Source organism: Flavobacterium algoris (genome assembly GCF_048158525.1).
Taxonomy (GTDB): Bacteria; Bacteroidota; Bacteroidia; order Flavobacteriales; family Flavobacteriaceae; genus Flavobacterium; species Flavobacterium algoris.
Genome location: NZ_JBLNKT010000040.1, coordinates 13,711 through 31,575, shown reverse-complemented (window position 1 = coordinate 31,575; position 17,865 = coordinate 13,711). Strand labels below are relative to the sequence as shown.

The following is a 17,865-nucleotide window of genomic DNA, read 5'->3' as shown; positions in this document are numbered from 1 at the left end:
CTCTAACAATTTGAAGCTTTAAAGACATACTGTAATCGCGTTGGGTGCGTTTTACATAATTTATGTTTTCTTCCATAACGATCTTTTTTGTGTATCGCTATTTCAGGACGGGACATTCAAAATAAAAAAAACGCTAACTTTAGTAAGTTAGCGTTTTTTGTTTTTATACACAGAAATAAATTATTCAAATTCTGAAGTGAATAATAATTTGACATTCGGATATTTATTTTGTGTCATCTGAATAGTAAAATCAGAATCAGCTAAAAATACCAGTTGCCCGTATTTATCGTGTGCCAAGAATTTTTGTTTGATTCTTCTAAATTCTTTAAACTCATCGCTTTTTATATCATTTGGCTTCACCCAACAGGCTTTATGAACCGGAAAATTTTCATAAGTACATTTGGCACCATATTCATGTTCTAAGCGATATTGGATAACCTCATATTGAAGCGCACCTACAGTTCCAATAATTTTTCGGTTGTTCATTTCCAAAGTAAATAACTGTGCAACCCCTTCGTCCATTAATTGATCGATTCCTTTGTCCAATTGTTTCGCTTTCATCGGATCAGCATTATTGATATATCTAAAATGTTCTGGAGAAAAGCTTGGAATTCCCTTGAAACTCATGATTTCACCTTCGGTCAAAGTATCTCCAATTTTAAAATTTCCGGTATCATGTAATCCTACAATATCGCCAGGATAGGAGATATCCACAATTTCTTTCTTTTCAGCAAAGAAAGCATTTGGACTGGAAAATTTTAAATTCTTTTTTTGACGAACGTGATAATACGGTTTGTTTCTTTCGAAAGTTCCGGAAACAATTTTTATAAAGGCTAAACGGTCTCTATGTTTTGGATCCATATTGGCATGGATTTTAAAAACGAAACCAGTCATTTTTTCTTCTTTAGGATCAACTAGTCGAGTTTCTGAATCTTTTGGTCTTGGCGATGGGGCAATTTGGACAAAACAATCCAATAATTCTCTTACTCCAAAATTATTTAAAGCAGAACCAAAAAATACAGGTTGTAATTTTCCGTCTAAATAATCCTGACGATCAAATTTTGGATATACTTCGTCTATTAATTCTAATTCTTCACGTAATCTGTCAGCAGGTTTCTGTCCAATAATTTTTTCTAATTCTGGATTTTGAACATCTGAAAAAGCGATAGTTTCTTCGATGTTTTTACGACTGTCACCACTAAATAAGTTGATATTTTGTTCCCATAGATTATAGATTCCTTGAAAATCATATCCCATTCCTATTGGGAAACTTAATGGTGTAACGGTTAAACCCAGTTTTTGCTCCACTTCATCCATTAAATCAAAGGCATCTTTTCCTTCTCGGTCTAGTTTGTTTATGAAAACAATAATGGGGATTTTTCGCATTCTACAAACAGCAACTAATTTCTCTGTTTGTTCCTCAACTCCTTTGGCAACATCAATTACAACAATAACACTGTCAACTGCGGTTAATGTTCTAAAGGTATCTTCTGCAAAATCCTTGTGTCCCGGAGTATCGAGAATGTTTATTTTTTTGTCTTTATAATTGAATGCCAAAACTGAAGTAGAAACCGAAATTCCTCTTTGACGTTCAATTTCCATAAAGTCACTGGTAGCACCTTTCTTGATCTTGTTGTTTTTCACGGCACCCGCTTCTTGAATAGCACCACCAAAAAGGAGGAGTTTCTCAGTAAGTGTTGTTTTTCCAGCATCAGGATGTGAAATAATCCCGAAAGTTCTTCTGCGTTGTATTTCTTTTAAAAAGCTCATGTTTAATATAAAATAGTCTGCAAAAGTACTATTTATAAATGCCAATTAAAAAAATAGTATAACCTAAATAGAGTATGTGAATTTTGAATATGTATTCTGGTAACTTTTGAATCAATTTTACTATTTAATAATTAATAAAAAAAGAGGCTGTCTTTTCAGACAGCCGTTAGAATACTTATATTTTACATGTTGATTGACCAAATAGAATATCCATTTGGAGGACATTGAATTTTCACCCACATATCACCTTGAGTTGTTGGTGTCCAAGTTGAATTACCGGTAAAATCTTTAATTTGTGCATTGGCCCAGTTAGTCTGAATCCATCTTTCTTGCCAAACGGATGAATTGTTAATGTAAACCACTAATCCAGGATTTCCATTATATCCATTTCTCCTTGCAACATATTCATCATTATCTGCATACAAAATAGAAGTCGTGCCAGTAGCTTTGTTATTGTGAATCCAGATCAGGTTGTTCATTTTTGTTTTATTCAACCATTCTTCATAATCTCTATAAAAAATAGTTGGATATCCTTCGTGAGTTAAAATATATGCATACGCCAATTCTTTTTTCCAAATTTCGTCTGTGTCATGGTTTGTAACAAAAGTAACCGCTTTGTAAGGGTTTCTTTTCCACATCATATCATCATTCAAAAGAGCAAGATTATTACCGTCAAAAGCATCGTTCATTTTGTAGTAACATGCAAAATCAAATACAGAACTGTTGGCGTTGTTCGCCCAATCATTCAATGTGTTTACGTTTGAATCCCATAATTCACCAACAGAAAACCCGCCGACATTTGTATTCCAATCTCTTACTACCCAAGAACCAAAACCTTTTACATAGTCAAATCTCCATCCGTCGAATTTCATCGTGTTTTTGTAGTATTTACCTACTCCATCCGTTCTCAACCACAACCAATTTTGAACATTTGGGGCTGCATGGCATAAATCAGGAAATCCTCCGAATGCTCCTTCGTCGTTATTTCCGAATGAGTTTTTATAAAAATCTGCACTGGTTCTAGGAAATTTTCCTGAGGCTACGCCGGTAAAATTGGTGTAAGTTTGGGTTCCCGTGAAAGGATTGTTTTCTAATTGTCCACCGCTATTGTGATTAATTACTATATCAGCATATACTTGCATGTTTTCCGTATGTGCTTTTGTTATTAAACTTTCTAATTCAGTGCGAGAACCAAATCTGGTTTCGATAGAGCCATTTTGATTATAATCTCCAAAATCAAAATAATCAGTAGGATCATATCCCATAGAAAAAGCACCATTTTGAGCTTTTGATGCTGGTGGAAGCCATATAGAACCAATACCGGCATTAGACCACTCCGTCACTTTGGTATTAATGGTATTCCACCAGTTTCCACCTGAAGGCACATCCCAATAAAAAGCTTGCATCATAACACCACCTCCAGGATTAGCTACATATTTTCCTGTTAGTGAAGTAGTTGTTTTTCCGGTGTTAAATGGATGTCCATCATGATGTGTTACATTAATTACTTTGAATTGTGAAGCAGCCGCAACGGAATTAGTAGCTAGATCTTCATTTGAACTGCACGAGTAGAAGCCAATTAATAAGGCTGATAATAGATAAATTTTAAAATTTGATTTTTTCATAAAAATGAATGGTTTAGGTTAGGTAATAGATTTGGGGTTGATTAAAATTAAAAATTTTATTTTATGATAATTAATATTAATCACTAAAATAAATAGTATAAATTTATTTTTTAATATTTATTATTAAATAAAATTCATATTTAAGGCTAATTTATATAAATTCTGATAGTTTACGTGTAAGTGGTATTTTATTTAATCACGAAAACGTTGTAGTGTTGAGAACTTTCTATTATGTTCTTGAAAATGATGATTTTAATTGATTTTTTAGTTGTTGTCTAGGTGCTTTTTATGAATGTTTTTTTTGAAGCCTAAAACCAAGATGAAAATAAATACTGTAAAGGGATAGTAAACGAAAAAATTAAAATAATAATAAGTTTGAGTGATTGCTGCTTTATGTGAATTAGCAAAGGTTATTTTCATATCAATTAATTGATCTGAAAAGTAAGTTTCTAAAAGAATTAAGAAGTTAATAAGTCAATAAAGAAATGCGTTAATAAATTTTTGTTAATACTAGTATGTAAACTTGTATTATGTAATTGAATTGTTATTTTTGTTGGTTATAAGTTAAAAGAATAGTAAGTAATTGTATTATAAAATCAATTCGTTTCTTGATTCTTAAAGTGTATATTTGGCCAAAATTAATGAGGCTTTTATTAAGAAGATTTAAAGACAAGAAAACAACGATACGTTACGATAAATAAATTTAAAAAATGCCATTAAAAAAAATACAAATGAAGTCTATAAATAATAAAATTGCGCTTGCCTTTTTTCTTTTACTTTTTTCATGTTCAATAGTAAGAGCGCAAGAAATTATAAAAGATAGTGCAGTTGTTTCTACAAAAAAAGTCCAATCCAATCAAAAACAAAAAATTGACGGTGTCATTGCTACAGTTGGAGATTATATCATTTTAGATTCAGATATTGATAAGGGCTATTTAGAAATCTCAAGTCAGGGAGGTTCTATAAAAGATGTTACAAGATGTCAGATGTTAGGGAAATTATTGGAAGATAAATTGTATGCACACCAGGCAATCCAAGATAGTATTAAGGTTACGGACACTGAAGTAAAAGGAATGATGGATGATCGATTGAACTATATGGTAGAGCAATTAGGATCTTTGGAAAAGGTGGTGAAGTATTATAAGAAAAATAATGAAGAAGAGTTTAAAACTTATTTCTTTGATGTTTTGAAAGAGCAGAAGTTAACTTCAGAAATGCAAAAAAAGATTGTTGATGCTGTAGAAATAACTCCAGAGGAAGTTCGTAATTTTTTCAAAAAAATACCTACAGTAGATCTTCCAGTTTTTGGAGCCGAAATGGAAGTGGCACAAATTGTAATTACGCCAAAAGTTACCGATGCAGAAAAACAAAAAGTGATTGACAAATTAAATGCTTTCAAAAAAGAGTGTATGGAGGGAGCTAGTTTTGCAACAAAGGCAGTTTTATACTCTCAAGATCCAGGTTCAAGCTCTAATGGAGGTTTTTATAAAATGAATCGTAAAACCCCATTTGTAAAAGAGTTTAAAGATGTAGCGTTCAGTCTTGCTGAGGGAGAGATATCGGCTCCATTTGAAACAGATTTTGGATTTCATATTATTTATGTAGAAAAAATAAAAGGTCAAGAGGTTGAATTGCGTCACATATTATTGACGCCAAGTGTTTCTGATGAGTCATTGAAAGATGCTAAAGAAAAAATCACTTTGATTAGAAAAAAAATAATGGATAAGGAAATTACTTTTGCAGAAGCGGCAAGAACTCAATCTGATGAAAAGGAAACCAGAGTAAATGGTGGAGCTTTAATCAATCCAAAAACACAAGACACACGTTTTGAATTAACAAAGATGGATCCTAGCTTATATGGTCAAGTTTCAAATTTGAAAGAAGGAGAAATTACAGCGCCATTCATGGAAGATGTACAAGGAAAGAAAAAATACAAATTAATTACTGTAACCAATAGAATAAACGAACATACAGCTGATTATGCTAAGGATTATGTTAAGATAAAAGATTTAGCATTAAAAGAAAAACAAATCAAAGCTATCGGAAAATGGTTTGATGATAAAATCAAAGAAACGTATATTAAAATCATTGGAGAGTATAGAGATTGTACCTTTACAAACAACTGGTTGAAAAAATAATTTTTATAAAATAAATAAAAAGAGTTAGCTTTATGAATTCATATCGCTAACTCTTTTTAATTTAAAATACATTCTAAAATGTCTGACGTAGCAGCAATACATAACTTAGTTCAAAAAAGAAATGAACTAAAAAGCGAAATAGCAAAAATCATTGTAGGTCAGGATGCGGTGGTAGATCAAATTTTACTTTGTATTTTTTCTGGAGGTCATGCGCTTTTAGTGGGAGTTCCCGGATTAGCAAAAACATTGATGGTAAATACTTTGGCGCAAGCCTTAGGGCTTGATTTCAAAAGAATTCAATTTACGCCTGATTTGATGCCATCGGATATTTTGGGAAGTGAAATATTAGACGAAACCCGAAAATTCAAATTTATAAAAGGACCTATTTTTTCGAATATTATTCTGGCAGACGAGATCAATAGAACCCCGCCCAAAACACAGGCAGCTTTACTGGAAGCGATGCAGGAGCGTTCTGTTACCATTGCAGGAGAGAATTATAAATTGGATTTGCCTTATTTTGTTTTGGCAACCCAAAATCCTATCGAGCAGGAAGGAACGTATCCTTTGCCTGAAGCACAGTTGGACCGATTTATGTTTGCTATAAAACTGGAATATCCTTCTTTTGCAGAAGAAGTTCAAGTGGTGAAACGCACGACTTCCGATTTAAACAATACCATAAATCCATTGTTTACGGCACAGGAAATTATTGATTTTCAGCAGTTAATTCGCAGGATTCCTGTGGCTGATAATGTGATTGAATACGCAGTAACGCTGGTGAGTAAAACGCGTCCTGATAATCCGTTGTCGAATGAATTTGTAAAAAACTATTTAGATTGGGGAGCGGGACCAAGAGCTTCGCAAAATTTAATTTTGGCTGCCAAAGCCAATGCTGCTTTCAACGGAAAATTTTCACCGGACATTGAAGATGTAAAAGCGGTGGCTACCGGAATTTTGCGTCATAGAATTATCAAAAATTACAAAGCTGACGCCGAAGGAATTACTGAGGAAATGATTATTGATAAATTGATATAATCAGTATTTCGCTAATTTAGAAAGATAATGTGTTTAAAATAATCATTTAATATCGCATTGTTGTAACATTCAATTTCGACTTTGTTAGAAAAAAGAAGCTATATTATTGATTTTTTATTATTTAATATAAAAAACTATTGTTTTCTCAATTTAATGCAGTGTAATCTGTTTTTTTACAATAATAATTTTTCAAAAGGCTGCGTCTATTAAATTTTTTTAATTCTCATCTTTAATTCTTAAATTTGCGCTACAAATAAAAAAAAAACTAATATTATGGTTTTTTTATTTTGAAATAATCAAGGAAATATGCCATATAACATTGAAAATACATCATTATGAACACTTATAGCGATTACATCAAGGAGATTGAAGAACGAAAAATTCAGGGACTTCATCCCAAGCCAATTGATGGTGCCGAATTGTTAAGCGAAATCATTACGCAAATTAAAGATTTAGCTAACGCAAATAGAGTTGATTCTCTTAAATTCTTTATTTACAATGTTGTTCCAGGAACTACTCCTGCTGCTAATGCGAAAGCTAAGTTTTTAAAGGAAATCGTTTTAGGTCAATCAGTAGTTGCAGAAATTACTACTGCTTTTGCTTTAGAGTTATTGTCGCATATGAAAGGTGGAACTTCTATAGCCGTTTTACTTGATTTAGCTTTAGGTGATGATGTTGCTATTGCAAAAGATGCTGCTGCCGTTTTAAAAACACAAGTTTTCCTTTATGAAGCAGATACAGATCGTTTAGAAGCAGCTTTCAAAAGCGGTAACGAAATTGCTAAGGATATTTTAGAAAGCTATGCTAAGGCTGAGTTCTTTACTAAATTACCAGAAATAGCAGAAGAAATTAAGGTAGTTACTTTTATTGCTGGTGAAGGAGATATTTCAACTGATTTACTTTCTCCAGGTAATCAAGCGCATTCAAGATCAGATCGTGAACTTCATGGTAAATGTTTAATTTCTCCTGAAGCACAAGATGAAATCAAAGCACTACAAGCGCAACATCTTGACAAAAGCGTGATGTTGATTGCTGAAAAAGGTACTATGGGTGTGGGCTCATCAAGAATGTCAGGTGTAAACAACGTGGCACTTTGGAGTGGAAAACAAGCAAGCCCATATGTTCCATTTATTAATATTGCTCCAATCGTGGCAGGAACAAACGGTATTTCTCCTATTTTCCTAACAACTGTTGATGTTACTGGTGGTATTGGTCTAGACCTTAAAAACTGGGTAAAAAAATTAGATGAAAATGGTAACGTTCTTCGTAATGAAAGTGGTGACCCTATTCTAGAGGAGGTTTATTCTGTTGCTACTGGTACTGTTCTTACAATCAACACAAAAACAAAGAAACTATATAACGGCGACAAAGAGTTGATTGATATTTCTAAGGCATTTACGCCTCAGAAAATTGAATTTATAAAAGCGGGAGGTTCTTACGCTATTGTGTTTGGAAAAAAATTACAAACATTTGCATCAAAGACTCTAGGTATTGATATCGTGCCTGTATATGCTCCGTCAAAAGAAGTTTCTGTTGCTGGACAAGGTCTTACGGCTGTAGAAAAAATATTCAATAGAAACGCGGTTGGTTCAACTCCAGGTAAAGTGTTACACGCTGGTTCAGATGTTCGTGTAGAAGTGAATATTGTTGGTTCACAAGATACAACTGGTTTAATGACTTCTCAAGAATTGGAGTCTATGGCTGCTACTGTGATTTCGCCAATCGTTGATGGTGCTTACCAATCAGGTTGTCACACTGCTTCGGTATGGGATAATAAATCTAAGGCAAATATTCCGAGATTGATGAAATTCATGAATGACTTCGGACTGATTACAGCTCGTGACCCGAAAGGCGTTTATCACTCCATGACTGATGTAATTCACAAAGTACTTAATGATATTACTGTAAACGAGTGGGCCATTATCATTGGTGGTGATTCGCATACAAGAATGTCTAAAGGTGTTGCTTTTGGTGCTGATTCAGGAACAGTTGCTCTTGCACTTGCTACTGGAGAAGCTTCAATGCCAATTCCTGAATCTGTGAAAGTAACATTCAAAGGAGAGATGAAGAGTTACATGGATTTCCGAGATGTAGTTCATGCGACACAATCTCAGATGCTTAAGACATTTGGTGGAGAGAATGTCTTTCAAGGAAGAATCATTGAGGTTCACCTTGGAACTCTTAATGCGGATCAAGCATTTACGTTTACGGACTGGACTGCAGAAATGAAAGCCAAAGCTTCGATCTGTATTTCTGAGGATTATACCTTGATTGAATCTTTAGAGATTGCAAAAGGTAGAATTCAGATCATGATTGATAAGGGAATGGATAACAAAAATCAAGTTCTTAAAGGACTGATTGCTATAGCTGATAAGAGAATCGCCGAAATTATATCAGGTGAGAAACCAGCGCTAAGACCGGATGCAAATGCTAAGTATTACGCTGAAGTTGTTGTTGATCTTGATCAGATTGCTGAGCCAATGATTGCAGATCCAGATGTTAATAATGCTGATGTTTCTAAAAGATATACTCACGACACGATTCGACCTCTATCTTTCTATGGAGGAGTTAAAAAAGTAGATCTTGGATTTATTGGTTCTTGTATGGTTCACAAGGGAGATATGAAAATCCTTGCTCAAATGCTTAAGAATATTGATGAGCAAGAAGGTAAAGTAGAGTTCAAAGCGCCACTAGTTGTAGCTCCTCCTACTTATAATATTGTTGATGAATTAAAAGCAGAAGGTGACTGGGAAATTTTACAAAAATACTCTGGTTTCGAATTCGACGATAATGTTCCTAAAGCTTCGGCGCGTACAGCATACGAAAATATGTTATATCTAGAACGTCCGGGTTGTAACCTTTGTATGGGTAACCAAGAAAAAGCTGCTAAAGGAGATACAGTGATGGCAACGTCTACTCGTCTTTTCCAAGGAAGAGTCGTAGAAGATACTGAAGGTAAAAAGGGAGAATCATTACTTTCCTCTACACCAGTTGTAGTTTTATCTACAATCCTTGGTAGAACTCCAACAATAGAAGAATATAAAACTGCAGTAGAAGGAATTAATCTAACTAAGTTTGCGCCTTCTCATAAGTTATTAGTTAAATAATTCACATAATTAGTTAATTATAATTTAAAAGCCTGAGTCATTAGACTCAGGCTTTTTTTATACTCTATTTTTTTGTATCTTGTATTTTTAAAATAGAATAGTAACAATTATATATAAATCTTATGGCTTTTGATATTGAAATGATTAAAAAAGTGTATGCGAACATGACTAGTCGTGTTGATGCAGCACGTGAGATAGTTGGTCGTCCACTTACTTTAACAGAGAAAATTTTATATAGTCACCTTTGGGATGGTGTAGCTAAGCAAGCATACGGAAGAGGAGTTGATTATGTTGATTTTGCTCCGGATAGAGTAGCCTGTCAAGATGCAACAGCTCAAATGGCTTTATTGCAATTTATGCACGCTGGAAAGAAAACAGTTGCTGTTCCAACAACGGTTCACTGTGATCATTTGATTCTGGCTAAAAATGGAGCTGAATTTGATTTAGCTGCAGCAAATACACAATCAAAAGAAGTTTTTGATTTTCTTTCTTCAGTATCTGATAAATATGGAATTGGTTTTTGGAAACCAGGTTCAGGAATTATTCACCAAATCGTTTTAGAGAACTATGCGTTCCCTGGAGGTTTGATGATTGGTACCGATTCACATACTGTAAATGCAGGTGGATTAGGGATGCTGGCCATTGGTGTTGGTGGAGCTGATGCTGTAGATGTAATGTCAGGAATGTCATGGGAATTAAAATTTCCAAAATTAATAGGTGTAAAATTAACTGGAAAACTTTCTGGTTGGACTGCACCAAAAGATGTTATCCTTAAAGTAGCTGATATTCTTACTGTAAAAGGGGGAACGGGAGCTATTGTTGAGTATTTTGGAGAAGGAGCCATTTCAATGTCATGTACTGGAAAAGGAACTATTTGTAATATGGGAGCCGAAATTGGTGCTACCACATCTACATTTGGGTATGACGAGTCGATGCGAAGATACCTTTCTGCAACAGGTCGTCAAGATGTAGTGGATGCTGCTGATAAGGTAGCACCTTACTTAACTGCCGATCCAGAAGTGTATGCAAATCCAGAAATGTATTTTGATCAAGTTATCGAAATCAATCTTTCTGAATTAGAGCCACACATCAATGGTCCTTTTACTCCGGACAGAGGTACACCCGTTTCTAAAATGAAAGCAGAAGCTGCTGCTAATGGATGGCCTTTGAAAGTGGAATGGGGATTAATCGGTTCTTGTACGAACTCTTCTTACGAAGATATGGCTCGTGCAGCGTCTATCGTAAATCAAGCCGTTGAATTAGGGATCAGTCCAAAAGCTGAATTTGGAATCAATCCAGGTTCGGAACAAATTAGATATACAATCGAAAGAGACGGAATCATCGCTACTTTCGAAAAAATGGGAACCAAAGTATTTACAAATGCTTGTGGACCATGTATTGGACAATGGGATAGAGCAGGTGCAGATAAAGGAGAGAAAAATACAATCGTTCACTCTTTTAACCGTAACTTTTCTAAACGTGCCGATGGGAACCCAAATACACACGCTTTTGTAACTTCGCCAGAAATGGTTGCTGCTTTAGCAATTTCAGGTCGTTTGGATTTTAATCCTATTACTGATACTTTAATCAACGATAACGGAGAAGAAGTAAAATTAAGCGCTCCTTATGGTGATGAATTACCTAAAAAAGGATTTGCTGTAGAAGATGCAGGTTTTCAAGCACCGGCTGCGGATGGATCAGGAGTTCAAATTGCAGTTAGCGCAACTTCAGATCGTTTGCAATTATTAGCACCATTCCAACCTTGGGACGGTAAAAATATTTCAGGAGCTAAATTATTGATTAAAGCTTTCGGGAAATGTACTACTGACCACATCTCTATGGCTGGTCCATGGTTGCGTTTCCGTGGGCACTTAGATAATATTTCTAACAATATGTTGATAGGAGCAGTTAATGCTTTTACAGATAAAACCAACTCCGTTAAAAATCAATTGACTGGTACGTATGATGCAGTTCCTGCAGTGGCACGTGCTTATAAAGCGGCTGGAGTTCCATCTATTGTTGTGGGAGATCACAATTATGGCGAAGGATCTTCTAGAGAACATGCTGCTATGGAGCCTCGTTTCTTAGGTGTTCAAGCGGTACTGGTAAAATCATTTGCTCGTATCCACGAAACAAACCTTAAAAAACAAGGTCTTTTAGGACTAACATTTGCTAACGAAGCCGATTACGATAAAATCCAAGAAGATGACGTTATCAACTTCACAGACTTAGTAGATTTTGCTCCAGGAAAACCTTTAACATTAGAATTCGTTCACGCGGATGGAACCAAAGATATCATCTTGGCAAACCATACCTACAACGAAGGACAAATTGCTTGGTTCGTCGCTGGTTCAGCATTAAACTTAATTGCTGCTGCTAGTGTAGTCGCATAAGTAAATTAAATATTTTATTCAAAACTCTCAAGGTAACTTGGGAGTTTTTTTGTTTCATGGTTTTTTTCGAAGAGCGGTAGTATTCATTTTAAATTCTATTAATCGTAAGTTAAAGTATTGATAATAAATATTTTGTGTTTTAAGGTAATTGCGCTATTTTGTATCTTTAGTCACTATTAATTTTAAATCTAATTGCGATGAGAATGTTAGTTAATGTTATCTTCCCTATTGAGCCTTTCAACTCAATGGCTAGAAATGGTACAGCAGGTGAGATCATCAGTCGAGTGATTGAAGATATTAAACCAGAGAGTATTTATTTTTCTGAACAAGACGGTAATCGAGGTGCGGTTATGGTAGTTGAAGTTCCTGATGCTTCCGCGATTCCATCAATTGCTGAACCTTGGTTTTTAAATTTTGAAGCCAATTGCGAGTTTAGGATAGCAATGACTCCTGATGATTTAATGCGGGCTAACCTTAGTAAACTTGCAGAAAAATGGCATGATGTTCATGTAATGTAAAGAAAGCGAAAGAACTAAAAGTACCATTTCATATAAAATGGGGTGGTTTTTTTGGAGCTATTTCCTGCTGACCGCTTCAAGCTTTTTTATAGAATTGCTTTTTTCCAAGATAAAAAAGGAGCTTCCGCTGGTCGCTCTTTTTTCTCAGGAAAAAAATGCAATTCCATTTCAAAAGGCTTTCCACTTTCATCAGGGCTAGAAATCGGGGAGACGATTTCTTTTGGATTTTACGATTTTAAAAAAAAGAAGTGAATACTGTCATTTTAAATAAAATGGAATTTTTTGTTCAAAAAACACCTAAAAAATGCTGAAAAATAGGCGTTTTCTTTTTTTTTACACGTTAAAATCAAAAAAAATATTGTTTTTTAAATTTTATAACTTAAATTAGCTTTTTTGAAGATAAATTTTTCAGCGAAGCCTTTTTTTTGATTGTAAATACAAATCAGCACTTCATCAGAATATTTATTTTAAGCGCAACAATACAGGAGGTTTGTATTGCGTTACAGTTTAAGTTGCTTTTGCAATGTGAACAAAAAAACCAACTAGATTTTAAAATAAAATAGTAGTGCCCTCTTTTTTGAAAAGATATGCTATTTTTTTATGAATTTTTAAAAATAAAGATAGTTGCAAGAAACCTAGCGAGATTTAATAATTATATCCCGAAATCGCTAAGGAGAATAAAATGGGGTAAGTAATTTGAAATAAATGAATATGAGTTTAAGATTAGTTGTAACATTGTTTTTATTGAATAGTATGGTGCTTTTTTCTCAGGAAAGTACTAAGAAACATACCATCTTAAAAGGGGAAACCATTTCGAGCATTGCAGAGAAATATGATGTAAAACAAAGTGAAATCTATAAACTAAATCCAAAAGCCAAGAATCTATTAAAACTCAATTCAGTATTATTAATCCCTGTTACTGCTCCAAAAAATGCCAATACCAAATCTAAGATTGCAACAAATTATCAAGAGAAAGAACATGAAGTACTTGCCAAAGAAACACTTTACGGAATAGCAAAACAATACGGAGTTACAGTAAAAGAATTAAACGAAGTCAATCCTGCATTAGAAACTTCAGGATTAAAAATAGGTCAAAAAATTGCAATTCCCGGCAATGCAACTTCAACTGAAATCGCAGTTGTTCCCCAAACAAAAAAGTCTTCACAAAAAGCATCAATAACAGTAGAACCTCAGATTACTGAAACTGAAAATTCCATTACAGAAGTTACATCAATTGAAGTACTGCCAAAAGAATCTAAATATTCTATCACAAGAAAATACGGAATCACTATTAAGGAATTAGATAAAGCCAATCCAACAATAGGAGTTAAGTCACTAAGAGTAGGGCAAAAAATCAATATTCCTACAAGCGCAATTTTAAAAACTGAAATAGTAGTTGTATCTCAAGAAGAGAAAGTATTGGTTCAAGAAGAGCCTAAAGTTATTCCTCAGCCGATAATTTTACCAAAATCAGAATTAGCCGTTGCAGCACAACAAATCGAAACTTCTAGTACTACATCTGAAAATATTGTTCGGGAAGTGTTACCAAAAGAAACCAAATACGGCATTGCAAAACAATACGGAATTACGGTTCAGGAACTGGAAAAGCAAAATCCTGAAATTAAAAATAAGCTACGTGTTGGGTATAAATTAAATATTCGGTCAGCTAATAGTAATACAACTAATGAAAGTGTAGCTGTTTTAGATGCGGAAAATACGACACATGAATTTACAAATACTGATAACGATAACGAGAAATACAAAAATGTTGAAAACAATAATTGGGAATTCAAAAGTTTTGTAAAACCGGCTTCGAATCCTAATTTTTTAGATGAATTGATTGAAACAGCTTCATCTAATATCGGGACTAGATACCAGTCAGGTGGAACTTCAAAATCGGGTTTTGATTGTTCCGGTTTGATGTGTACTACTTTTGGCGCTTTCGATATTAAATTACCTAGAACTTCCTTAGAGCAATCTCGTTTAGGAGTTGTAGTCAATACTGAAGATGCTCAAAAAGGCGATTTAATTTTCTTTAAAACTAATGGCAGAAGCCGTATCAATCATGTTGGGATGGTAGTTGAAGTTTGCGATGGGGAAATAAAATTCATTCACGCCTCAGTAGGTGGAGGAGTAGTGATTTCATCTGTTAAAGAGAAATATTATGAAAAAAAATTAACTCAAATCAATCGCGTTCTACAATAATCAAACTTTAGAAAAGATAATTACTTCTTATATAATGGAAACTCCTCAGGTAACTGAGGAGTTTTTTTATTCCTTGTTTATTCATTTTATTTAGCTCAAAAGAAAACTGAAATCTATGATACAAAGTTGCACAACATACGCGAAGAAAACATTACATAATTTAAAAGAAAACTATCATCTTTCACACCTCTTATTAAAAGAGGTGTGTAGTTTTTGTTATAATGGTAGTGAAATAATAATTTTTATAGCTTCTCTTGGCTATATTTTTAACTAAGTAGGAAAGGTGTAGAATTTACTGTTTACTCCTGTTTTACGCTGTTTACTTCAATCCAATAGCCATCAGGATCCTGGAAATAAACTTGTTTAATGCCATCAGCGCGAACCATAATTTTATGAAGCTCTCCGGGCCAGTCAGAATAAGTGATGTTTCTATTTTCCAGTACCTTTACCAATGCGTCAAAGTTGACGGTTTTGAACGCAAGATGTACTGCTTTATTTATTGTAACGGGTTCTTTAATAGTAGAGACTAAGTGCAACTCTTTTCCATCTCCTAAAGAAATCCAACGAATGCCTTCTTTTCTGGTAAGATTAGTAATTTCTTGAAGCTTCAAAACGTTAGTATAAAAATCTACAGATCGATCCAAGTCTTTTACTGAAAGTGCCGCATGATCCATTTTTAAAGTAAAAGAATCCTGCGCCCAGATAGATCCGGTAAATATAAAGGTAACTACTAATAATGTTAATTTTTTCATTGGTTATTTATTTGGTTTTTCGTTAGGTAAATTTTTTTGACTTTGTGTCAGCAGCTAAAAGTACGTAATAAATTATTCTTGTTAAAATTTTAAAATAATAAACCTGGCATTTAGTTTAGTCATTTGTCAGGTTTTAATAAAATAAATTAATCTTTTGAGTTTACGGTTTTTTGTACGTTGGAATAATATATCCGAACAATCCATGTTCTTCCTGCAGTGAAATATATTCGGTTGTGTGCTGTCATGTCCGTGCGATTTGTGTGTAATCGATTTGGTGTCAGATTTAATTTGTTTCAGTTGACGACTATTGCGTCCTAATTTACATTTTATATAATATAGAATTAATGTAAATTAGCCTTTTGCAACATAAAAAAATCGCTATTTCTATACCGTCAGGATATATTTTGCAATCTTTGGACTCAAAAAAATTAAAAGACTTTATGAGTAAGACAAAATTAATAGTTAATCGCAATGGATCTATAAAAATAGAAGGTGATTTCGAAATAATGGACAGTGAAGGAAATGTTTATGGACTGGAAGGAAGAACCGCGTTGGGTATTTGTCGTTGTGGATTGTCATCCAACAAGCCTTTCTGTGATGGTTCACACCGAAACAATTTTGAACATGAAGCAGAAGCTTTTGACTTGCCACCGATGAAAACTAAGTAAGAAATATCGTTTTTTACTTTCAATCAATAAAAAAAGCTACTTCATTGTAGCTTTTTTATGTTTTTGTGATGTCTCCTCATTGTGGGCACTGAAAAGATTTCTGCGCTATCGGGGTTGCTTGCTGATTTTTGGCAAAATATCTATTTCTAATATCTCAATTAATTTTAGAACATCTATATCCTCTTTTTTATATCCACCAGTATTTTTTGATTTATCAAATGCTCCAACTAAATTTAGCTTTAATGTATTTGAATTTTTCCATAAAGCTGTTTGTTGCTCGTAATTTAAATTATATTCATAATTTTGAATACTAGATTTTTTAAATAGAAGTGTAATATAGTATTTGTATCCATCTTCCTTGGAGCCTGTTGTGTCAGTTATTTGATATGTAATTCGTGAATCCGATAATCTTAAATTAAGCAATGATTTTTCTAAATTTAATTTTGAAATAGGATAATTATATTCTTGAAGTGGTTCAAATGTTGAGCTAATTTGAAGAATGGGATACCCCAAATAAAAGATTATCATTGAAAATAATATTCCTATTAAAATTAAAATTATTTTTAAATACTTCATGTTTTTGTTTTTCCTGTCTGTTTTGGTTTGCTACCAATGAATACTTAGTAAGAAATACCGTTTTCTAATTCAATCAATAAAAAGAGCTACTTCATTGTAGCTTTTTTATGTCTTTTGTGATGTACCTCATTGTAGACACGGAAAAGATTTTTTGGCTATCAAACTAGGAACGATTATAGAGATCTATGCAATCGGTATTTTTCGGTTAAACATTATTTTCCAAGTACAAAAACATCTTTAAATTAAGTCTAAACCTGACATATTTCCAAACTTCGGTGGGCAGATGAATTTTCTTTTTATTCGTACATTTCAGGTTTTACAATATACTCTGTTACGTATTCTCCGTTTTTGTCCGAATAATAATAATTTAAAGTAACTTTATTTTCTCTAAAGAATTTCATTGCAGGATTAGTTTTTACGTTTTGCAAAACTCCTGGAAAAACATATCTTTTCACAGTATCAAGTTTTACTTCTGCTTTTGTAATTCCAACTAAAATATAATTATACTGAACGGTTTTATTTGGTAAAGCAACAACATTTTTTAAGGTTGTATATTCGTCAATATTCATTGGACAAGTTTTATTTATTTCATTAGCCATTTCCGCTAGTTGTTTGTCAATTGATGGTTTGAAGAATGACTGCGTCACAAAAAACATTATTATAAATCCAGCAATAAAACCTAAGAATGTTTTTAAGTCAAATTTTCTTTTAGGTTTTGTAATTTTCGCCTCTTCAATTTCGGTTTTTGCATTTTGGTTTTCTAAAAGTGGTAATTTGTAACCACAAACCGAACAATATTTTGAATTTATTTCGTTTTCAGCTTCACAATTTGAACAAATAGTTTTCATAAATTTCTAATTTTTAGATATTTTTATTTTTGAGTCGATCCGCCAACTTGCACATACCCGAAGCAAATTTTCGCAAAATATAACCTATTTGGTTGTATTAACGAGAGTTTGTTTTCGTTTCATATTTTCTCAAATATATTAAAATTTTCTTACAAATTTTTAATGGAATAAATAAATACCATTGTTAATGCCGTCTGCGTGAGTGATGGAAACGGCATCCTTTATTTTCTTTC

12 protein-coding genes are annotated in these 17,865 nt (G+C 33.3%); 7 read left to right on the top strand and 5 right to left on the bottom strand.

The window, feature by feature from the left end; genetic code table 11:
* Positions 1–180: 180 nt before the first annotated feature.
* Together ACM55I_RS15325 and ACM55I_RS15320 are read right to left on the bottom strand one after the other, a co-directional pair.
* Positions 181–1,770: a peptide chain release factor 3 gene (locus tag ACM55I_RS15325; RefSeq protein ID WP_416847711.1), complete on the bottom strand. Its 1,590-nt coding sequence runs from the start codon at positions 1,768–1,770 to the stop codon at positions 181–183.
* A 182-nt stretch (positions 1,771–1,952) separates the two neighbouring features.
* Positions 1,953–3,395 carry an alpha-amylase gene (locus ACM55I_RS15320; protein ID WP_416847710.1) on the bottom strand — a complete coding sequence of 481 codons (1,443 nt, stop codon included), beginning with the start codon at positions 3,393–3,395 and terminating at the stop codon, positions 1,953–1,955.
* A gap of 710 nt (positions 3,396–4,105) precedes the next feature.
* On the opposite strand from ACM55I_RS15320, the gene ACM55I_RS15315 reads away from it, so the two are divergent.
* The 6 genes from ACM55I_RS15315 (at position 4,106) to ACM55I_RS15290 (ending at position 14,788) form a co-directional block, all read left to right on the top strand.
* Positions 4,106–5,533 (top strand): peptidylprolyl isomerase, encoded by a 1,428-nt coding sequence (locus ACM55I_RS15315; RefSeq protein ID WP_416847709.1) that lies wholly within the window; start codon positions 4,106–4,108, stop codon positions 5,531–5,533.
* Between the two features lie 78 nt (positions 5,534–5,611).
* Positions 5,612–6,565: an AAA family ATPase gene (locus ACM55I_RS15310; protein WP_416847708.1), complete on the top strand. Its 954-nt coding sequence runs from the start codon at positions 5,612–5,614 to the stop codon at positions 6,563–6,565.
* A gap of 335 nt (positions 6,566–6,900) precedes the next feature.
* On the top strand, positions 6,901–9,672 hold the full coding sequence (locus ACM55I_RS15305; protein ID WP_416847707.1) for a bifunctional aconitate hydratase 2/2-methylisocitrate dehydratase: 2,772 nt from the start codon (positions 6,901–6,903) through the stop codon (positions 9,670–9,672).
* A gap of 122 nt (positions 9,673–9,794) precedes the next feature.
* The gene (locus tag ACM55I_RS15300) at positions 9,795–12,065 is read left to right on the top strand and encodes an aconitate hydratase (protein ID WP_416847706.1); all 2,271 of its coding nucleotides are present in this window, start codon (positions 9,795–9,797) and stop codon (positions 12,063–12,065) included.
* Positions 12,066–12,262: 197 nt separating this feature from the next.
* Entirely contained in the window at positions 12,263–12,583 is a 321-nt protein-coding gene (locus ACM55I_RS15295; RefSeq protein ID WP_039109077.1) for a hypothetical protein, read from the top strand.
* 711 nt (positions 12,584–13,294) lie between these two features.
* On the top strand, positions 13,295–14,788 hold the full coding sequence (locus ACM55I_RS15290; protein WP_416847705.1) for a C40 family peptidase: 1,494 nt from the start codon (positions 13,295–13,297) through the stop codon (positions 14,786–14,788).
* 299 nt (positions 14,789–15,087) lie between these two features.
* Here ACM55I_RS15290 and ACM55I_RS15285 read toward each other — a convergent pair whose 3' ends face one another.
* Positions 15,088–15,540, bottom strand: a complete 453-nt coding sequence (locus ACM55I_RS15285; RefSeq protein WP_416847704.1) for a VOC family protein — start codon at positions 15,538–15,540, stop codon at positions 15,088–15,090.
* A 440-nt stretch (positions 15,541–15,980) separates the two neighbouring features.
* On the opposite strand from ACM55I_RS15285, the gene ACM55I_RS15280 reads away from it, so the two are divergent.
* Positions 15,981–16,208, top strand: a complete 228-nt coding sequence (locus ACM55I_RS15280; protein ID WP_416847703.1) for a CDGSH iron-sulfur domain-containing protein — start codon at positions 15,981–15,983, stop codon at positions 16,206–16,208.
* 105 nt (positions 16,209–16,313) lie between these two features.
* On the opposite strand, the gene ACM55I_RS15275 is transcribed toward ACM55I_RS15280, so the two are convergent.
* On the bottom strand, positions 16,314–16,784 hold the full coding sequence (locus ACM55I_RS15275) for a hypothetical protein (RefSeq protein ID WP_416847702.1): 471 nt from the start codon (positions 16,782–16,784) through the stop codon (positions 16,314–16,316).
* Positions 16,785–17,080: 296 nt separating this feature from the next.
* The gene (locus tag ACM55I_RS15270) at positions 17,081–17,632 is read right to left on the bottom strand and encodes a zinc ribbon domain-containing protein (RefSeq protein ID WP_416847701.1); all 552 of its coding nucleotides are present in this window, start codon (positions 17,630–17,632) and stop codon (positions 17,081–17,083) included.
* Between the last annotated feature and the right edge of the window lie 233 nt (positions 17,633–17,865).

What these genes read in the sequence shown, in the direction of transcription:
- ACM55I_RS15325 (WP_416847711.1), bottom strand. Translation starts at nt 1,770, where the DNA reads ATGAGCTTTTTAAAAGAAATACAACGCAGAAGAACTTTCGGGATTATT.
- ACM55I_RS15320 (WP_416847710.1), bottom strand. Translation starts at nt 3,395, where the DNA reads ATGAAAAAATCAAATTTTAAAATTTATCTATTATCAGCCTTATTAATT.
- ACM55I_RS15315 (WP_416847709.1), top strand. Translation starts at nt 4,106, where the DNA reads ATGCCATTAAAAAAAATACAAATGAAGTCTATAAATAATAAAATTGCG.
- ACM55I_RS15310 (WP_416847708.1), top strand. Translation starts at nt 5,612, where the DNA reads ATGTCTGACGTAGCAGCAATACATAACTTAGTTCAAAAAAGAAATGAA.
- ACM55I_RS15305 (WP_416847707.1), top strand. Translation starts at nt 6,901, where the DNA reads ATGAACACTTATAGCGATTACATCAAGGAGATTGAAGAACGAAAAATT.
- ACM55I_RS15300 (WP_416847706.1), top strand. Translation starts at nt 9,795, where the DNA reads ATGGCTTTTGATATTGAAATGATTAAAAAAGTGTATGCGAACATGACT.
- ACM55I_RS15295 (WP_039109077.1), top strand. Translation starts at nt 12,263, where the DNA reads ATGAGAATGTTAGTTAATGTTATCTTCCCTATTGAGCCTTTCAACTCA.
- ACM55I_RS15290 (WP_416847705.1), top strand. Translation starts at nt 13,295, where the DNA reads ATGAGTTTAAGATTAGTTGTAACATTGTTTTTATTGAATAGTATGGTG.
- ACM55I_RS15285 (WP_416847704.1), bottom strand. Translation starts at nt 15,540, where the DNA reads ATGAAAAAATTAACATTATTAGTAGTTACCTTTATATTTACCGGATCT.
- ACM55I_RS15280 (WP_416847703.1), top strand. Translation starts at nt 15,981, where the DNA reads ATGAGTAAGACAAAATTAATAGTTAATCGCAATGGATCTATAAAAATA.
- ACM55I_RS15275 (WP_416847702.1), bottom strand. Translation starts at nt 16,784, where the DNA reads ATGAAGTATTTAAAAATAATTTTAATTTTAATAGGAATATTATTTTCA.
- ACM55I_RS15270 (WP_416847701.1), bottom strand. Translation starts at nt 17,632, where the DNA reads ATGAAAACTATTTGTTCAAATTGTGAAGCTGAAAACGAAATAAATTCA.